Source organism: Uliginosibacterium aquaticum, from assembly GCF_012972705.2.
Taxonomy (GTDB): Bacteria; Pseudomonadota; Gammaproteobacteria; order Burkholderiales; family Rhodocyclaceae; genus Uliginosibacterium; species Uliginosibacterium aquaticum.
The window spans coordinates 96,337-113,064 of sequence record NZ_JABCSC020000003.1; the positions used below are offsets into that span (position 1 = coordinate 96,337).

The 16,728-nt window shown below is 65.7% G+C and carries 17 protein-coding genes; 6 read left to right on the forward strand and 11 right to left on the reverse strand.

All coding sequences use genetic code 11. The annotated features are described in order from the left end of the window. Both HJ583_RS11760 and HJ583_RS11765 read left to right on the forward strand, forming a co-directional pair. On the forward strand, window positions 1-3,135 hold the full coding sequence (locus tag HJ583_RS11760; RefSeq protein WP_170022115.1) for an efflux RND transporter permease subunit: 3,135 nt from the start codon (window positions 1-3) through the stop codon (window positions 3,133-3,135). After that, window positions 3,132-4,598, forward strand: a complete 1,467-nt coding sequence (locus HJ583_RS11765) for an efflux transporter outer membrane subunit (protein WP_328824881.1) — start codon at window positions 3,132-3,134, stop codon at window positions 4,596-4,598. The genes HJ583_RS11760 and HJ583_RS11765 overlap by 4 nt, the downstream gene beginning before the upstream one ends. 19 nt (window positions 4,599-4,617) lie before the next feature. On the opposite strand, the gene HJ583_RS11770 is transcribed toward HJ583_RS11765, so the two are convergent. The 8 genes from HJ583_RS11770 to HJ583_RS11805 all read right to left on the reverse strand — a co-directional run bounded on the left by HJ583_RS11770 (window position 4,618) and on the right by HJ583_RS11805 (window position 9,836). Continuing rightward, entirely contained in the window at window positions 4,618-5,934 is a 1,317-nt protein-coding gene (locus HJ583_RS11770; RefSeq protein ID WP_170022116.1) for a hypothetical protein, read from the reverse strand. After that, window positions 5,927-6,490 carry a sigma-70 family RNA polymerase sigma factor gene (locus HJ583_RS11775; RefSeq protein WP_170022117.1) on the reverse strand — a complete coding sequence of 188 codons (564 nt, stop codon included), beginning with the start codon at window positions 6,488-6,490 and terminating at the stop codon, window positions 5,927-5,929. The genes HJ583_RS11770 and HJ583_RS11775 overlap by 8 nt, the downstream gene beginning before the upstream one ends. 50 nt (window positions 6,491-6,540) lie before the next feature. Further along, window positions 6,541-6,960, reverse strand: coding sequence for an arsenate reductase (glutaredoxin) (gene arsC / locus HJ583_RS11780; protein ID WP_170022118.1), 420 nt, complete (start codon window positions 6,958-6,960; stop codon window positions 6,541-6,543). Between the two features lie 129 nt (window positions 6,961-7,089). Further along, window positions 7,090-8,115 carry an ACR3 family arsenite efflux transporter gene (arsB, locus tag HJ583_RS11785; protein ID WP_170022119.1) on the reverse strand — a complete coding sequence of 342 codons (1,026 nt, stop codon included), beginning with the start codon at window positions 8,113-8,115 and terminating at the stop codon, window positions 7,090-7,092. Between the two features lie 126 nt (window positions 8,116-8,241). Continuing rightward, window positions 8,242-8,736 (reverse strand): arsenate reductase ArsC, encoded by a 495-nt coding sequence (locus tag HJ583_RS11790; RefSeq protein ID WP_170022120.1) that lies wholly within the window; start codon window positions 8,734-8,736, stop codon window positions 8,242-8,244. Window positions 8,737-8,755: 19 nt separating this feature from the next. After that, window positions 8,756-9,166: a VOC family protein gene (locus tag HJ583_RS11795; RefSeq protein ID WP_170022121.1), complete on the reverse strand. Its 411-nt coding sequence runs from the start codon at window positions 9,164-9,166 to the stop codon at window positions 8,756-8,758. Further along, window positions 9,163-9,504, reverse strand: coding sequence for a VOC family protein (locus HJ583_RS18980; protein WP_217423401.1), 342 nt, complete (start codon window positions 9,502-9,504; stop codon window positions 9,163-9,165). The genes HJ583_RS11795 and HJ583_RS18980 overlap by 4 nt, the downstream gene beginning before the upstream one ends. After that, a complete protein-coding gene (locus HJ583_RS11805) occupies window positions 9,501-9,836 on the reverse strand; it encodes an ArsR/SmtB family transcription factor (protein WP_170022122.1) in 336 nt (111 codons plus the stop codon). The genes HJ583_RS18980 and HJ583_RS11805 overlap by 4 nt, the downstream gene beginning before the upstream one ends. 77 nt (window positions 9,837-9,913) lie before the next feature. Between HJ583_RS11805 and ybaL the strand changes: the two genes are divergently transcribed. The 3 genes from ybaL to HJ583_RS11820 all read left to right on the forward strand — a co-directional run bounded on the left by ybaL (window position 9,914) and on the right by HJ583_RS11820 (window position 12,636). Next, window positions 9,914-11,602, forward strand: a complete 1,689-nt coding sequence (gene ybaL, locus HJ583_RS11810; RefSeq protein WP_170022123.1) for a YbaL family putative K(+) efflux transporter — start codon at window positions 9,914-9,916, stop codon at window positions 11,600-11,602. A 223-nt stretch (window positions 11,603-11,825) separates the two neighbouring features. Beyond that, window positions 11,826-12,239, forward strand: a complete 414-nt coding sequence (locus HJ583_RS11815; RefSeq protein ID WP_170022124.1) for a helix-turn-helix domain-containing protein — start codon at window positions 11,826-11,828, stop codon at window positions 12,237-12,239. Window positions 12,240-12,342: 103 nt separating this feature from the next. Next, entirely contained in the window at window positions 12,343-12,636 is a 294-nt protein-coding gene (locus HJ583_RS11820; protein ID WP_170022125.1) for a hypothetical protein, read from the forward strand. A 6-nt stretch (window positions 12,637-12,642) separates the two neighbouring features. On the opposite strand, the gene gcvA is transcribed toward HJ583_RS11820, so the two are convergent. After that, on the reverse strand, window positions 12,643-13,587 hold the full coding sequence (gcvA, locus tag HJ583_RS11825) for a transcriptional regulator GcvA (protein WP_170022126.1): 945 nt from the start codon (window positions 13,585-13,587) through the stop codon (window positions 12,643-12,645). A gap of 108 nt (window positions 13,588-13,695) precedes the next feature. Here gcvA and HJ583_RS11830 point away from each other — a divergent pair, with 108 nt between their 5' ends. Then, entirely contained in the window at window positions 13,696-13,980 is a 285-nt protein-coding gene (locus tag HJ583_RS11830) for a DUF2917 domain-containing protein (RefSeq protein WP_170022127.1), read from the forward strand. A gap of 109 nt (window positions 13,981-14,089) precedes the next feature. On the opposite strand, the gene pta is transcribed toward HJ583_RS11830, so the two are convergent. Then, the gene (gene pta, locus HJ583_RS11835; RefSeq protein ID WP_170022128.1) at window positions 14,090-16,141 is read right to left on the reverse strand and encodes a phosphate acetyltransferase; all 2,052 of its coding nucleotides are present in this window, start codon (window positions 16,139-16,141) and stop codon (window positions 14,090-14,092) included. 219 nt (window positions 16,142-16,360) lie between these two features. Continuing rightward, on the reverse strand, window positions 16,361-16,699 hold the full coding sequence (locus HJ583_RS11840; RefSeq protein WP_235943838.1) for a c-type cytochrome: 339 nt from the start codon (window positions 16,697-16,699) through the stop codon (window positions 16,361-16,363). Between the last annotated feature and the right edge of the window lie 29 nt (window positions 16,700-16,728).

Genomic DNA, 16,728 nt, shown 5'->3' on the forward strand with positions numbered 1-16,728 from the left:
ATGTCACGTTTCTTCATCGACCGCCCGATCTTTGCCTGGGTCATTGCGATTGTCATCATGCTGGCCGGCGCTGGCGCGATCAGCCAGCTCTCTCTTGAGCAGTATCCGGACATCTCGCCCACCCGCATTTCGATCAAGACCACCTATCCCGGTGCTTCGGCCGAAACCATCGAGAACTCGGTGACCCAGGTCATCGAGCAGCAGATGACAGGCCTCGATCACCTCACCTACATCTCCTCCAAGAGCCAGTCCGACGGCAGTGCCCGCGTCGAGCTCAGCTTCGAGGCCGGCACCGATCCGGATGTGGCCCAGATGCAGGTGCAGAACAAGCTTCAGCAGGCCGAATCGCAGCTGCCCGACGCGGTGCAGGATCAGGGCCTGACGGTTACCAAGTCCAGCTCGGATTTCATGCTGATGCTGAACCTGATCTCGGAGGATCCGGCCATCACCTCCACCGATATCGCCAACTACATCGCCACCAGCCTGAAGGACACCCTGAGCCGCATCGACGGCGTGGGCGAGGCTCAGGCGCTCGGCTCGGGCTATGCCATGCGGATTTGGCTGGACCCGGCCAAGATGCAGAAATACGCCCTGATGCCCTCCGACATCAGCAGCGCCCTGAGCGCGCAGAACACCGAAGTGTCGGCCGGCCAGGTCGGCGCGCTGCCGGCGGCCGAGGGCCAGAGCCTGAACGCCACGATCACGGCGCGCAGCAAGCTCAAGTCGGTGGATCAGTTTGCCCGGGTCATCATCAAGTCCGCCGCCGACGGCGCCGTGGTGCGCCTCTCCGACGTGGCCCGCATCGAGCTCGGCCGCGAGAGCTATACCGTGAGCACGCGTTACAACGGCCATCCCTCGGCCGGCCTCGGCATCACCCTGGCCTCCGGCGCCAACGCGCTGAAGGTGGCCGCCGCCGTGAAGGCCAAGATTGCCGAGCTGCAGCCCTTCTTTCCGGACAAGATGCAGGCCGTGGTGGCCTATGACACCACGCCCTTCGTGAAAATCTCGATCGAAGAAGTGGTCAAGACCCTGCTCGAAGCGCTCGCGCTGGTGGTACTGATCATGTACCTGTTCATGCAGAACCTGCGCGCCACGCTGATTCCGGCGGTGGCCGTGCCGGTAGTGCTGCTGGGCACCTTCGGGGTGCTGGCGGCCTTCGGTTACTCGATCAACACCCTCACCATGTTCGGCCTGGTGCTGGCCATCGGCCTGCTCGTGGATGACGCCATCGTGGTGGTCGAAAACGTCGAGCGGATCATGAGCGAGGAGGGGCTCTCGCCGCGCGAGGCCACCCAGAAATCAATGGGCCAGATCACCGGCGCACTGATCGGCATCTCGCTGGTGCTCTCGGCGGTATTCATCCCGATGGCCTTCTTTGGTGGCTCCACCGGCGTGATCTACCGTCAATTCACCATCACCATCGTGTCAGCCATGGTCCTGTCGGTGGTGGTTGCATTGACCCTTACACCGGCCTTGTGCGCCACGTTGCTGGAGGCCATCCCGCAGGGCGGCCATGTCAGCCACAAGGGTTGGCTGGGGCGTTTCTTCGGCGGCTTCAACAAGGGCTTCCTGCAGGGCAGCGAAGGCTGCCGCACAGGGGTGGCGGGTCTGCTCGGGCGGCGTGGCCTGGGCGTGCTGGCCTATCTTCTGCTGGTGGCGCTGACGGCGCTGCTGTTCAAGGTCTTGCCGACCTCCTTCCTGCCTGATGAGGACCAGGGCACCCTGATGGCCCAGCTCAAGCTGCCGGCCGGCTCTACCAACGAACGCCTGATGAAATCGCTGACGAGCTTCGAGCATTACCTCTCGCAGCAATCCGAAGTGAAGGCCTACATGACGGTGACCGGCATCGATGGCGACCAGGCCTCGGCGCGCGCCTTCATCATGCTCAAGGACTGGAGCGAGCGTACGGCCAAGGGGCAGGACGCCGCCAGCCTGGTGCGCCGCTATTCGCAGGAACTCGGCACCGAACTGCATGACGCCACAGTCTTCATGCTGCAGCCGCCGGCCGTGCGCGGCCTCGGCTCCAACTCCGGCTTCGATGTGCAGTTGCAGGATCTTGGCGGCCTCGGCCATGAGGCGCTGACGGCCGCGCGCGACCAGTTCCTGCGCCTTGCCCGGCAGAGCAAGCTGCTGGCCCAGACGCGCAGCAACAACCTCGATGACACGCCGCAGCTGCAGGTGGACATCGATGATGCCAAGGCTGTGGCCCAGCGCCTCTCAGCGGGTGATGTGAACAGCACCCTGTCCTACGCCATGGGCGGCAAGTATGTGAATGACTTCATCCATGACGGACGCATCAAGAAGGTCTACCTCCAGGCCGACGCAGCTTTCCGAATGAGCCCGGACAGCGTGCAGAACTGGTTCGTGCGCAATGCCAATGACGACATGGTGCCCTTCTCGGCCTTCTCCGCCGCGCACTGGAGCTACGGCTCGCCGCAGCTCACGCGCTACAACGGCCTGTCGTCCTTCGAGCTGGTTGGCGATCCCGCCCGGGGCGTAAGCTCCGGCACCGCGATGGCCGAGGTCGAGCGCATCGTGGCCCAGCTGCCGCGCGGCATCGGCTACGAATGGACCGGTGCGTCCTATCAGGAACGCCTCTCCGGCCAGCAGGCGCCGCTGCTCTACGCGGTTTCCATCCTGTTTGTGTTCCTGTGCCTAGCCGCGCTCTACGAGAGCTGGTCGGTGCCCTTCTCGGTGGTGCTGGTGGTGCCGCTGGGCGTGCTCGGTGCGGTGTTTGCAAGCTGGCTTGCCGGGCAGCACAACGACGTCTACTTCCAGGTCGGTCTGCTGACCACCGTGGGCCTCTCGGCGAAGAATGCGATCCTCATCGTCGAGTTCGCCAAGACCCTCGAGGAGCAAGGCATGCGCCTGATTGACGCCACCCTCGAAGCGCTGCGCCTGCGCCTGCGTCCGATCATCATGACCTCGCTGGCCTTCATGTTCGGCGTACTGCCGCTGGCCCTGTCCACCGGTGCCGGCTCGGCAAGCCGCCGCGCCATCGGCGTCGGCGTGCTCGGCGGGATGGTCTCGGCCACCCTGCTCGGCGTGTTCTTCATCCCCCTCTTCTATGTGCTGGTGCGCAGTATCTTCAAGCGCCGCGCCCCGGCCACCGCCCCTGCGGAGATTGCATCGTGAGTGCCCTGAAACCCCTGCTGAACCACGCCCCGCGCGTGCTCCCCCTGCTCCTCGGCCTGAGTCTTGCGGCCTGCGTTAATCTCGCGCCGCAGTACGAGCGCCCGGCGGCACCGGTGCCGGCCAGCCTGGGCGGCGCAGCCGTCAGCGGCAGCGCCGCGCTGGCGGCCAGCGAAGCGGTCGATAGCGACTGGCAGGCGGTGATCATCGACGCCCGTCTGCGCGCCGTGATCCGTCTCGCCCTGGAGCAGAACCGCGACCTGCGCGTGGCCCTGGCGAATGTCGACAAGGCCCGCGCCACCTACCGTGTGCAGCGTGCCGAGCAGCTGCCGGGCCTCAATGGCACGGCCAGCGCCAGCCGCGAGCACACCTCGAAAACCGCCAGCAGTTCCGGCCAGGCCGCCACCAGCAGCAGCTTCAAGGCCCAGCTGGGCATCAGCAGCTTCGAACTGGACCTCTTCGGGCGCGTCCAGAACCTCAGTGAAGCGGCCTTGCAGACCTATCTGGGGCTCGAGGAAACCCGCCGTGCCACCCGCCTGAGCCTGGTTGCAGAAGTTGCCACGGCCTGGCTGACGCTTGCCGCGGACCAGCAGCAGCTGGCCCTCGCGCAAGCCACCCTGGCGTCCCGCGAGCGGAGCCTGAGCCTGATGCAGCAGGCCCTGGCCCTCGGTGGTGAATCCGGCCCCAACCTCGCCTCGGCCCGCGCCAGCCGCGAAGCCGCCCGCGCCAGCGTGGCCAGCTATGCCAGCAGCGTTGGCCAGGATCGCACCGCGCTGGAGCTCCTGGTCGGCACCCGTCTTGGTGAAGAGCTGCTGCCGCCGGCCGGAACGGGCGAGGAGGCCGAGCGTGCCGCGCAACTGCTCAGCGTGCCGGCCGAACTCTCCTCGGCAGTGCTCCTGCGCCGGCCGGATGTGCTGGCCGCCGAGCACACCCTGCGGGCTGACAACGCCAACATCGGCGCGGCCCGCGCGGCCTTCTTCCCGAGCATTTCGCTGACCGCCGCCGGGGGCAGCAGCAGCCGTGCGCTGGGTGATCTGTTCAGCGCCGGCAGCGGCGCCTGGAGCTTTGCGCCCGCGATCAGCCTGCCGATCTTTGATGCCGGTGCCAACCGCGCCACCCTCGATGCTCGCAAGGCCCAGCAGGCGGCCGATATCGCCAGCTATGAAAAGGCCATCCAGACCGCTTTTGCCGAAGTGGCCGATGCACTCACAGTGCGCAGCCATGTTGCCGAGCAGCTCGACGCGCAACGCGCGTATGTGGCCGCCAGCCAGCAGGCCCTGGATTTCGCTACCGAACTCTATCGCCAGGGCAGCGGCAGCTACCTCGATGTGCTGGTGGCCCAGCGCGCGCTGTTCACCGCGCAGCAGAGCCTGATCAGCCTGCGTCTGGCCGAGCAGAGCAACCGCATCACCCTATTCAAGGTGCTCGGTGGAGGCAGCGCGGAAAGCGGTGGCGCGGCGGGCTGAGTTGCTGTTGCCGGGGCGCCTATGCCGGCAGTACCCACACCGGTGCGAAGCCACCGCCGGGGCTGCGGAAGTTGGTGGTCTGTCCGCTGTAGAGGCGCGCAGCCAGCAGCAGGATGCGGCCGGCATAGGCGTAGGCGCGGATGTCGAGTTTCAAGCTTGTCGTTGCAGGGCGAGGCTGATTGATCCCACCGCCCGCTGGCGCGAGAGGCGGAGAGGGAAGGGTATTGCCAGCTTCTTGTGGCACCAGGCGTTCGCTTGGTGGAGCAATCCGCTGGGCAACGTATTTGCCGTGCAGGATCTCGCTCCATACGCGGCGGGTGAGCTTGTCGCCGCGGTAGGCGGCGCGGCTGCCGAAGCCCGCGAGCGGCTTGAAGAAGAGCTGCTTGCGCGCAGCCCACAGGCGCTCCGCTTGCGCGGGCGTGACCAGCTCGGTGGGCGGTACGCTGGTCAGCAGGGTCTGGCGGGTGGCTTCGGGCAGGGCCAGCGTTGCCAGAAAACCCGGGTCGGAGAGCAGTGCCAGGTTGCGCTTGTTGGCGTAGCGCGCATGGGCCTGCGGATGCGGGCTCAGCACGATGGCACCGGCTTCATGGGCGCTGTGCAGGGCCGCGTGCGCGGGCTCTTCCAGGCGGAAATCGGTGAGGCGGTTATAGACGAAATCCACGCGCTCCCCGGCATGCCACAGCACGCCCTCGCGCCAGACGAGTTCGGCCGGATCGGCGATCACCGCTTGCCAGCCGGCTTGCGTGAAGAGCTGGCGGTAGAGCAGGAACTCGGGGTAGAGGTACTGGCTGGCGGGATCGCTGTCGACGATCGCGATGCGCGTGGGTTCGCCTGCACGGCCGGCATCTCGCCACTCCTGACGGAACACGTCGAGGATCGCGGCTTCGGCCTGCGGCCAGTGCCTGGCCTGAGTGAGCAGGCCTTCGGTTTCGGCGCAGCAGGCGCGTTGCGCCCGGGCCAGGGCTACGTTGAGCAGAGCGCCGCCGGGGTTGGTGTTGATCTCGATGAGCTGCACGCCCGTGTCATCAAGATGGAAGTCGAAGCCGAGCAGGCCACCGCTCGCCCCCTGGGCGTTGCTGGCCGTGGCGGCGAGCCAGCCTGCCTGCTGGCTGACGGTTTCGACGGCGGCGACCAGGGCCGCCATCTGCGCCAGTTGCGTCGGGCTGATGAAGACGCTGGAAGCTGAGAACAGGTGCGGATGGCTGTGCTGCAGATCGGGGCACAGCCCGGCCAGCGCGGGTTCGCGCGAGAGTTCGCTGCAGAGCTTGTTGCGGTCGAGAAACTGGCAGGCGCAGCCGAGATTGAGGCGGCTCGCCAAGCTGCTGAGTTCAGCCATCGGCAGGCTCCAGCGGTGGGCGCGGCGTGAAGCAGCAGACCTTGCCGGCTTCATCGAGCTGTACTTTGCAGGCGCTGGCGAGTTGCCTCCTGAGGCGCTGGCGGGCGCGCTGCACGCGTGATTTGGCGCCGGGCAGGCTGATGCCGAGGCGGGCGGCGTAGTCGGCCTGACTCATGCCCTCGATGTCGCAACAGGTGATGGCGTCACGGTCGGCCGGTGAGAGTTCGCCAAGTACGCGCGGCAGGCACTGGGCGAGGCTGTCGACGGCCGCTGGCTCGTCATGCTCGAGTTGCAGATCGTCCGGCAGCTCGATGCTGTCGTGCTGGCGGCGCAACTGGTCGTTGAGCGTGTTGCGCGCCACCGCGAAGAGCCAGGCACGCGGGTTCTCCAGCGTGCAGAAGTGCTGGCCCTGGCGCAGGGCCTTGAGGAACACGTCCTGCAGCAGATCGGCGGCCAGCGCTTTGTCGTGCAGCTGATGAATCAGCCAGCCGTGCAACACATGTTCATGGGCATGCCAGGCGGTGAGCAGACAGGGGACGGCGGCGCTCTCGTTCATGCTCTCACCATAGCCGGGCGTGCGGCTGCCGTCCCTGAGCCAGCGCAGGCTTACTTCAGGCGCTGGCCGTCCGCGCCGACTACCGCTTCGCCGTCTTCCTTGCTGAACGCGCCTTGCTGGGCGGCGGGCAGGATGTCCAGCACCACTTCGGAGGGCCGGCACAGGCGGGTGCCTTGCTTGGTAACGACGAAGGGGCGGTTGAGCAGAATCGGGTGCTGAACGATGAAATCCAGCAGCGCTTCGTCGCTGAAGCGGTCTTCCTTGAGCCCCAGTGCTTCGTAGGGCTCGCACTTGTCGCGCAGGGCGCCGCGGACAGTCAAGCCGGCGTCGGCGATGAGCTTCACGATCGTGGCGCGGTCCGGCGGCGTCTTCAGATACTCGATCACAGTGGGTTCGATGCCGGCATTGCGAATCATGGCCAGAGTGTTGCGCGAGGTGCCGCAGGCGGGGTTGTAATAGATGGTGGTCATGGTTTCGGGAGGTGTAGGAGCGGCTTCTGCCGCGAATGGGTGTAAGGCGGGCTGTAGGGCGGGTTTTAACCCGCCATCCACGAAGGGTGTGCGACTGAAGTCGCACCTACGGCCGCATCTGCGGAAAATTCAGGTTTGTCCTTGTTCGTACCAGCCCTTGCTGGCGTTCACGATGCGTACCACCAGCAGCATCACCGGCACCTCGATCAGCACGCCGACCACGGTGGCCAGCGCGGCGCCGGATTCGAAGCCGTAGAGGCTGATCGCGGCGGCCACCGCCAGCTCGAAGAAGTTGGAAGCGCCGATCAGGGCCGAGGGGCAGGCCACGTTGTGGGCCTCACCGAGCTTGCGGTTGAGCCAGTAGGCGAGCGCCGAGTTGAAGAAGACCTGGATCAGGATCGGCACGGCCAGCAGCGCGATCACCAGCGGCTGCTCGATGATGGCGCGGCCTTGAAAGGCGAAGAGCAGCACCAGCGTGGCGAGGAGTGCGCTGATCGACCAGGGGCCGATTTTCGCCAGTGCGGCATCGAAGGCGGCCTGGCCACGGGCCAATAGCGCGCGGCGGATCAGCTGGGCGAGGATCACCGGGATCACGATGTAGAGCAGCACCGAGATGAAGAGCGTGTCCCACGGCACCGAGATGCTGGCCACGCCCAGCAGCAGGCCGACCAGCGGGGCGAAGGCGAAGACCATGATCGTGTCATTGAGCGCGACCTGACTCAGGGTGAACAGCGGCTCGCCATTCGTCAGCCGGCTCCACACGAAGACCATTGCGGTGCAGGGCGCGGCGGCCAGCAGGATCAGGCCGGCGATGTAGCTGTCCAGCTGATCGGCGGGCAGCAGCGGTGCGAACACATTGCGGATGAACAGCCAGCCGAGAAAGGCCATCGAGAAGGGCTTCACCAGCCAGTTCACGAACAGGGTCACGCCGATGCCGCGCACATGCTGGCGCACCTGATGCAGGGCGCCGAAATCCACCTTCAGCAGCATCGGGATGATCATCACCCAGATCAGCAGGCCGACCGGCAGATTGACCTTGGCGATTTCCATCGCGCCGACGGTGTGCACCGCCGCAGGAAAGGCCTGCCCCAGCGCGATGCCGGCGAGGATGCAGAGGAAGACCCAGAGGGTGAGATAGCGTTCGAATAAGTTCATCGGATTTCATCTCCGCAGGGGCACTGTCTTTGTCGACTTCGGCTCGCCGTGCTCAAGCACTGCGCTTCGCCTTGTCTTCGCGACTTCGCCCCTGCGGCGATGAAATCGCGGACACGTCAGAAAGGATCAGAAACTCATTTCGCCGAGCCGGCCCAGCGTGGCACGAATCTGCTCCGGTGCCAGCGCCTCTTCCGGCAGGGCGAGGAAGGCTTCGGTGCGCTGCTTGATCTGGGCAAAGATCTTTTCGAAGGAGGCGCGTTTCTCTTCTTCGGTTTCGCCGTGCGGATCTTCGTAACCCCAGTGGGCGGTGGACGGATGGCCGGGCCAGATCGGGCAGACCTCGCCGGCTGCGTTGCCGCACACGGTGATGATGATGTCCATCTGTGGCGCGTCCGGGCCTTCGAACTCGGTCCAGCTCTTGGAGCGCAGGGCGCTGGTGTCGTAGCCGATCTCATCGAGTAGCGCGATGGCATGCGGATTGACCCGGCCGTTCGGCTTGCTGCCCGCCGAGAAGGTGCGGAAGCGGCCCTTGCCGAGCACGGCGAGCAGGCCCTCGCTCATCACGCTGCGCGCCGAGTTGCCGGTGCATATAAACAGTACGTTGTAGATCTTGTCGCTCATGGCTTCTCTCGTGTTGGGATCAGCAGCAGCCCGAGCCGGGCGCGCAGCTGTTCTTGGGGGTGATCTTCACGGCCACGGGTTTGAGGGCCGGGGTGCAGCAGGCGCTGGCCTCCGCCACGGCCTGCCCCTTGTTGAAGGTGGGGATGCTGGCCAGGGTGTGATAGGCCTCCCAGGCAATGCCGGCCGGGTCGCGCGCCCAGTGCTTGTCGGATTCGCTATAGCAGCAGGCCGTGCCCGGCTCACTGATGCTGGCGGCGTCGGCAGCCTGAAACTGCGCCTGCAGGGTGGCGAGTTCTTCGGCGCTGTCCACCTGAATGCCCAGATGATCGACGCCGACGGCCGCGCCACGCTGGGAAATGGCGAAATTGATGCGTGGGTCAAGGGCCTGTTGCCTGCCATTCGCCGGTCGCGCGCGTTCGAATGCAGTCACAGGGCAAGGCGCAGCAACGAAGACAGGGTGGCCCCCTGTCGAGGCGCTGCAACACAGCCATGTGGTTGCATCCGAGCGCGCCCTTTGGGTTGGATCGTATGGCCCGCCTGACTGCGTTGTGCTCCTTGTGCGGGGGACCCACCCCGCACTGCGTCACACGCCTTGTCACGCAGGCCATACGATCCAACGCGATCCGCTGAATGGCAGGCAACAGGCCCTCGCATCCACTTCGCGTAGTCGGCTTTGACCACCGCCGGCCCGGCGCCGAAGAGGACGCTGTAGAACTTCAGGCTGTGGGCGAGATCCTCGACCGAGACGTGAACGTGAAAACGTTTCATGGTTTCTTCTCCGGGGGACAGCAGGGGGCAGGGGCAATCAGGCAGGGCTCGCCGGCACAGCAGTTCTCGCTGAGAAAACCCAGCAGCGCGTTCATGGCGTCGAAACTGGCCGAGTAGTGGATGAAGCGGCCGTCCTGGCGCGCCTCGATCAGCCCGGCTGTTGCAAGCGTCTTGAGGTGAAAGGAGAGGGTGGCATTCGCCAGCCCCAGCGCCTCGGCAATGCGCCCTACCGCAAGGCCTTCCTGCCCCTGCTGCACGAGCAGGCGGAAGATGGCCAGGCGGTGTTCCTGAGCGAGGGCAGCCAGCTGGTTGACCGCAGTTATTGATTCCATATTTCCAATAATATGGAAATGAACGAATCGACACAAGTGGACTCAGTCTTGCCAAAGAATTGAGGGAAGGGCCGCTGATGCATCACGACTATCCATTGATCACCACACTCGCGGCGGGTTTCGGTCTGGCGCTGGTACTGGGCCTGCTCGCGGTGCGCCTGCGCCTGCCGGCGCTGCTCGGTTATCTGCTCGCAGGGGTGATGATCGGCCCGTTTACCCCGGGGCTGGTGGCCGATGGCCAGATTGCCGCGCAACTGGCCGAGGTCGGCGTGATGCTGCTGATGTTCGGCGTGGGCCTGCACTTCTCGCTGGACGATCTGCTGGCGGTGAAGCGCGTTGCCTTGCCTGGGGCCATCCTGCAGATTGCGGTGGCGACTGCGCTGGGAGCGGGGCTGGCGCTGTGGCTGGGCTGGGCGCCGGGGGCGGCGCTGATCTTCGGTCTGGCCCTGTCGGTGGCGAGCACCGTGGTGTTGCTGCGGGCGCTTGAAGAGGCCGGGGTGCTGGACTCGATGAACGGGCGCATCGCAGTGGGCTGGCTGGTGGTGGAAGACCTCGTGATGGTGCTGGTGCTGGTCTTGCTGCCGCCGCTCGCCGGCGTGCTGGCAGGCGGCGCAGCGGTGTCCTTCAGCGAGTTGTGGCCGGTGCTCGGCAAGACCCTGCTGCAGATCGGCGCCTTCATCGCGCTGATGCTGCTGGCCGGCCGCAAGCTGCTGCCACGCGTGCTGTGGTGGGTGGCGGCGAGTGGCTCGCGCGAGCTGTTCACACTGGGGGTGCTGGTGGCGGCGATCAGCATCGCCTACTTTGCTTCCCAACTCTTCGGCGTGTCCTTCGCGCTGGGGGCCTTTTTCGCCGGCATGGTGATGCGTGAATCCGAATTCAGCCATCGTGCAGCTGAGGAATCGCTGCCGCTGCGCGAGGCTTTCGCGGTGCTGTTCTTCGTGTCGGTGGGCATGCTCTTCGACCCGATGGTGCTGATCCGTCAGCCACTGCAGGTGCTGGCGGTGGTAGCGATCATCGTGTTCGGCAAGTCGCTGGCCGCCGCGATGCTGGTGCTGGCCTTCCGCTATCCGCTCAACACGGCGCTGACCGTGTCGGCGGCGCTGGCGCAGATCGGTGAGTTCTCCTTCATCCTCGCCGGCCTTGGCATGCAGTTGGGGCTCTTGCCGGCTGAAGGGCAGAGTCTGATCCTGGCCGGAGCGCTGATCTCGATTGCCCTGAATCCGCTGCTCTTCCGCAGCGTACGGCCCCTGCTGAACTGGCTGCGTGAGCGCTCGGCCCTGGCGCGCAGCCTCGAAGCTGGGGCAGACCCGCTGGCCGGCCTGCCGCAGGAGACGCGGCCCGAATTTCTCTCCGGTCAGGTGGTTCTGCTCGGCTACGGCGGCTTGGGCCGCAGGGTGGCTGAAGCGCTTGCCGCCCAGGGCGTGCCCTATGTGGTGGTGGAGCAGCAGCGGGAGCGGGTGGCGCGCCTGCGCGAAGCCGGCATCGCCGCCGTGTGGGGGGACGGGGCCGATCCGTTGGCGCTGGTGCAGGCACATGTGGCCAAAGCGGGCATGCTGCTGGTGACCGTGCCGGATGCGGTGCTGGCGCGTCAGGCTGTGAGCTGCGCGCGCGAGCTCAATCCGGGCATTGAATGTGCAGTACTCGCTGACAGCGCGGATGCCGCAGCCCTGCTCACACAGGAGCGGATCGAGCGGGTGTTCTCGGCCGAGGACGAGATGGCCCAGGCGGTCAGCCAGCATGTGCTGGGGCGTTTCGGGCATGCCTGAGAGACTGTCCCCGACCTTTGCTTTGCACAGCAAACCGGCTGCGGCAGCGCGGAGCATGCTCCGTGTTTACCCCCTCGCCCCGCTGACGGTCTCTCGCTACAGATCGTGAACAGTTTCGGCACGCTCTGGCGCTATGCTGACGTGAGACTGGCGGCATTCTGGCGGGATGCCATCCGCGTTTGATGCCGATACTGCCCTCATCTTTCAGCCGGAGGGCAAGAACATGGACCTGATCATGAATGGACAGCAGATTCGCAAACTACGTGAAGCGCGCGCTTGGTCGCAGGAGCATCTGGCGGCTGCTGCCGGCTTGAGTTTGCGCACCATCCAGCGCGTCGAGGCCGAAGGCCGCGCGAGTGCGGAAACCCGTCTTGCGCTGGCCGCAGCATTCGGCGTGGAGGTCAGCGCGCTGACGGCGCAGGAGGCGCCGGCGCCGGTTCAGGAGCCGACACGCTGGCAGCTGAGCCGGGCCCAGTACCAGTTGCTGCGTCTGGCCCTGGTGCTGACCGGTGTGCTGGGTGTCGACCTGTATCGCCATGCCAGCCTGACCTGGTCACGCTGGGTGCTGCTGGGCGCCGTGCTGGTGCTGGGCCTGCGCTGGTTCAAGCGGCATTTCGTGGCGCCGCGCGAGGTCTGAGCGGGCGCAGCTCGTCTTTTCCGGACGGCTTCGGGCCGGTCATGTGCGCTTCGCCCCCTCGGCTCAGGCTATTCTGGTGTTCGAAATCAACGCGCCCTGACGCATGGCTACGACACTTTTCGCCCTCGGTTTTGCGCTGCTGGCCCTCTTCGCGGGGCTGTATGGCTACTGCTGCGCAGAGCGCGGCTGGCGCTTGCGTGCTGGCGGGTACGGGCTGGGCTTTCTTGGGCTGCTGTGTGCCGGCTTGTGGTTGGCGGGCCGTGCGGGCGAGGAGGCACTTGCCTATGGTTTTGGCTTCGCCTTGATGCTCGTGTTGCCCGCGCTGCTGGTGGCTGGCGCGGCGGCGGCGCTGGGGGCCGTCATCCGCCGCCGCAACAGCAGGCCTCCGCAGCTCTGAGTGGGGCTAATGCACGCAGCGATCCAGCTCGGCGTCATCGACCGGTGGGCTGTCCGAAATGGGCGGGCAACGCGCCGCTTCGGCGAATATCCAGGCGTGGAAGCGCCGGGTCAGCGGCGAGATGTCCGGCCCTTCCGGCGTCACGAACCAGTAAGCGCGGCTGTTCGGCAGGGTCAGCGGGAATACCTGCTGCAGGCGGCCGGCATCGAGTTCCAGCTGACACAGGCTGCGCCGGCTCAGGGCGATGCCGCGGCCATCCAGGGCGGCCTGTAGCACCAGCGCCGAATCATTGATGTAGAGCCCACCCTGGGGCTCGGGCCAGTCCAGCCCGGCGCGTTCGAACCAGCCGCGCCAGAATTCGCCATCCGAGCGCAGCAGGCGCCAGTCGCGCAGTGCTTCCGGGTGGCTCAGGCGGCGGCCTGCCAGCAGGGCGGGGCTGGCGACCACCAGCATCTCGTCGCCCATGAGAAATTCGGATTGCTGACCGGGGTAGTCGCCAAAGCCGAAACGGATCGCGACATCCACGCCATCACGCGCGAAATCCAGTACCGAGGCGGTACTGATCACGTTGAACTCGATGTCCGGCTCTTGATCCAGAAAGCTGCCGATGCGCGGCCCCAGCCAGCGCGAGGCAAACGACGGCATGGTGGTGATGGTGAGGCGGCGTGGATTGGCGCGCTGGCGCAACAAGGCCAGTGTGCGTCCGATGCCGCAGAGGGATTCATTGACCTGGCGGGCCAGCTCCTGCCCCAGTGGTGTGAGTTGCACGCCACGACCCTCGCGCAGGAAGACCGCAAACCCCAGCTGTTCTTCGAGGGCGCGGATCTGGTGGCTCACGGCACTGTGGGTCACGGAGAGTTCGCTGGCTGCAGCGCTGAAACTGCCGAGGCGGGCGGCGGCTTCGAAGACTTTCAGCATGCCCAGCGGGGGGAGTCGGGCGGGCTTGTCCATGTGTGAGTTCAGCTCATGAGTGGTGGAGATAATGTCGTTTGTGGGGGGCGCTCCAGCTCTCCACAATCAGGGCATGTGCAACACATTGTCCGGAGTGAGGGTGCCGACATGCAAGATCAAATCACATTAATCAGGAATGGGGAACTGACTGTGCTGGAGGCGGCGGCAGGTACCCTGCTGGCGGTGCTGCAGGGCGAGGTGTGGCTGACCGAGGCTGGCGTGGCGCAGGACTTCGTACTGCAGAGCGGGGCCTGCCATCGTGTGCGGCAGGGCGGACGGGTGTTGATCGACGCGGCGGGTGAGGCGCGAGTGCAGATCAGCCGGGCGGGCGCGTGGGTGGCAGGGCCGGCTTCAGCCAACGGTGCCTGCACCGAAGAGCGGCTCTGCGGCTGAAGCCGCACCGGCTTGCCAGTCGTGGCAGGATTTTGTGCAGACGCGCTGGCGTGCTAATGCAAACGGCCCTCTTGCGAGGGCCGTTCTTCAATCAGCCATCAGGCCAGACTCAGGCTTTTTTCTGAGCGTCCGCCTGGATGGCGGTGAGGGCGATGGTGAACACGATGTCATCGACCAGCGCGCCGCGCGACAGATCGTTCACCGGCTTGCGCAGGCCTTGCAGCATCGGGCCCACGGAGACCACGTTGGCGCTGCGTTGCACGGCTTTGTAGGTGGTGTTGCCGGTGTTCAGATCCGGGAAGATGAACACGGTGGCCTTGCCGGCGACCTTGGAGTTCGGTGCCTTGGAAGCAGCCACGTCGGCCACCGAGGCGGCGTCGTACTGCAGCGGGCCGTCCAGCGCCAGATCCGGAGCCTTTTCCTTGGCAATCGCGGTGGCTTCGGCCACCTTCACCACGTCGGCACCCGCGCCGGAAGTACCGGTGGAGTAGCTGATCATCGCGACCTTCGGATCAACGCCGAAAGCCTTGGCTGAATGCGCGCTCTGCAGGGCGATTTCGGCCAGCTCGGCGGCATTCGGGTCCGGGTTGATGGCGCAGTCGCCATACACCAGCACCTGATCCGGCATCAGCATGAAGAACACCGAGGACACGATGGAGTTGCCCGGTGCGGTCTTGATCAGCTGGAGGGCCGGACGCACGGTGTTGGCAGTGGTGTGCACCGCGCCGGAGACGAGGCCGTCTACGTCATCGGTGGCCAGCATCATGGTGCCGAGCACGACGGTGTCCTGCATCTGCTCACGTGCCTGACCCGGGGTGAGGCCCTTGCTCTTGCGCAGCTCGACCATCGGGTCGACATACTTTTCACGCACGTCGTCCGGATCGAGGATCTCCAGCGTCGGCGGCAGGGTCACGCCCTGGGCGGCCGCCACGGCCTTGATGGTTTCCGGCTTGCCGAGCAGCACGCAGCGTGCGATGCCCTTTTCTTCACAGATCACGGCGGCCTTGATGGTGCGCGGCTCGTCGCCTTCCGGCAGCACGATGCGCTTCTTGGCGGCACGGGCCTTCTGGATCAGCTGGTAGCGGAAAGCCGGCGGGCTCATGCGGGTGGTGCCCGGCAGTTTCACGCAGGTCAGGATGGCGTCGGTATCCAGCTCTTCGGCCACACCGTCGAGCACCTGCTCCATGCGTTCATAGTCGTCTTCCGCCACGGCCGGCGAGAGGCGGCTGATGTTGGTAGCGGTGACGTAGCTGTCGGTATCCACGCGCAGGATCGGCAGGCCGTTATCGAAAGCCTTGGCGGCGAGGTCTTGAATGCGCGGATCGATCGAAGTGGAGTGCGTCAGCAGCAGGCCGGCCAGCTGAATACCGCGCGATGCGGCCAGTGCGGTAGCGAGCATCACATCGTCACGATCGCCGGGGCAGACGACCAGTGCACAGGGGTTCAGGCGGTTGATCATATCGGCGGCGGAGCGGGCCGATACAACGGTTTCGAGCACGCGGCGCTTGGCGATTTCGCCCGGCACCAGGATTTCGGCATTCAGGTGGCGGGCCACGTCCAGGGTGCGCGGGGCGAGCAGGGCCGGGTTGTTGCGGATGGCACCCCACAAAGCGATGTCTTCCAGCGCTGCGGCGGCTTTGGTGGCATCGAACTCCGCGCCAACCTTATTGAAGATGGTGCCGGCAACCTTGCAGCCGGCCGCGCGGAACTGGCTGGCGGTCAGGTGCACTTCGGAGGCGGCCAGTACTTCATCCTGCGCCGAAGCGACCAGCACCATTTCGGCCTGCAGGCTGCGGGCGATGTCGGCATTCAGGCGGGTGGTGTAGGAGAAGCTCGGGTCGGTGTGCAGACCTTCGATCACCAGCACATCGGCATCCTGAGCGGCGCTCATGCACAGGCTCACGATGTCTTCGAGCAGCTCGTCGATCTGGCCTTCGGAGATGCGGCCGACCACCTGGGCGGTGGAGAGGGCATTCGGGCACTCGATCTTGCAGATTTCGCGAGCGAAATGCACCGAGCGTTCGTTGGCGGTGTCGTCCTGCGTGACCGGTTTGGCGAAGCCTACACGCAGGCCTTGGCGCTGCAGGGCGCGCACCACGCCGAGGGCGACGGAGGTAAGACCCACGTTCTGGCGGGTCGGAGCAAGGAAGAAGGTTTGCATTTTTTAATTTCCTGGAGGGGGAGAGCTAGGACGATATTTTGCTGCATTGCCACAAAATCACCAAAAGCGGAGCAATCTTAGAGCGAGCTTGCCCATAAGGGCGGGCAATTTGGCCAAGTTTTGATCTGGGCCAGACGCTGACCGGCTGCCAGCACATGTGGCTGCCGCAGACAAGAAAACGGCCCGTCGCATGACGGGCCGAGGGTGGGGCAGACAGGCTTATTTGGCGAGCGAGCGCAGCCAGGCGATGAGGTTGTCGATGTCGCCCTTGTCCTTGGTCTTGAGGATCTTGTGCTCTTCTTCGCTGCCATCGGCCATCTTGACCTTGGGGCCCGTGGTGAGGTGCTCGAGAATCTTGGCATCGCTCAGCTTCTTGAGCTTGGCGGAGATCGAGATCAGGGAGTCCGCCTCTTTCTTCTTGTCGATGCCGTGGCACTTGAGGCAGCCCTCTTTCTTGGCGAGGGCTTCGGCGCCTGCGGCGTCCAGCGCGCTGGCTACGGGCGAGAATGCGAGGGCGGTGAGAAGCGCGCCGGAGACTGTCAACAGTTTCATTTTCATCGTGTTACTCCTTCAGTGCTGCTGTAAGT

Excerpts from the sequence above, each read along its gene's own strand:
- HJ583_RS11760 (WP_170022115.1), top strand. The coding sequence starts at position 1 with ATGTCACGTTTCTTCATCGACCGCCCGATCTTTGCCTGGGTCATTGCG.
- HJ583_RS11770 (WP_170022116.1), bottom strand. The coding sequence starts at position 5,934 with ATGGCTGAACTCAGCAGCTTGGCGAGCCGCCTCAATCTCGGCTGCGCC.
- HJ583_RS11775 (WP_170022117.1), bottom strand. The coding sequence starts at position 6,490 with ATGAACGAGAGCGCCGCCGTCCCCTGTCTGCTCACCGCCTGGCATGCC.
- arsC (WP_170022118.1), bottom strand. The coding sequence starts at position 6,960 with ATGACCACCATCTATTACAACCCCGCCTGCGGCACCTCGCGCAACACT.
- arsB (WP_170022119.1), bottom strand. The coding sequence starts at position 8,115 with ATGAACTTATTCGAACGCTATCTCACCCTCTGGGTCTTCCTCTGCATC.
- HJ583_RS11790 (WP_170022120.1), bottom strand. The coding sequence starts at position 8,736 with ATGAGCGACAAGATCTACAACGTACTGTTTATATGCACCGGCAACTCG.
- HJ583_RS18980 (WP_217423401.1), bottom strand. The coding sequence starts at position 9,504 with ATGAAACGTTTTCACGTTCACGTCTCGGTCGAGGATCTCGCCCACAGC.
- HJ583_RS11805 (WP_170022122.1), bottom strand. The coding sequence starts at position 9,836 with ATGGAATCAATAACTGCGGTCAACCAGCTGGCTGCCCTCGCTCAGGAA.
- ybaL (WP_170022123.1), top strand. The coding sequence starts at position 9,914 with ATGCATCACGACTATCCATTGATCACCACACTCGCGGCGGGTTTCGGT.
- HJ583_RS11815 (WP_170022124.1), top strand. The coding sequence starts at position 11,826 with ATGGACCTGATCATGAATGGACAGCAGATTCGCAAACTACGTGAAGCG.
- HJ583_RS11820 (WP_170022125.1), top strand. The coding sequence starts at position 12,343 with ATGGCTACGACACTTTTCGCCCTCGGTTTTGCGCTGCTGGCCCTCTTC.
- gcvA (WP_170022126.1), bottom strand. The coding sequence starts at position 13,587 with ATGGACAAGCCCGCCCGACTCCCCCCGCTGGGCATGCTGAAAGTCTTC.
- HJ583_RS11830 (WP_170022127.1), top strand. The coding sequence starts at position 13,696 with ATGCAAGATCAAATCACATTAATCAGGAATGGGGAACTGACTGTGCTG.
- pta (WP_170022128.1), bottom strand. The coding sequence starts at position 16,141 with ATGCAAACCTTCTTCCTTGCTCCGACCCGCCAGAACGTGGGTCTTACC.
- HJ583_RS11840 (WP_235943838.1), bottom strand. The coding sequence starts at position 16,699 with ATGAAAATGAAACTGTTGACAGTCTCCGGCGCGCTTCTCACCGCCCTC.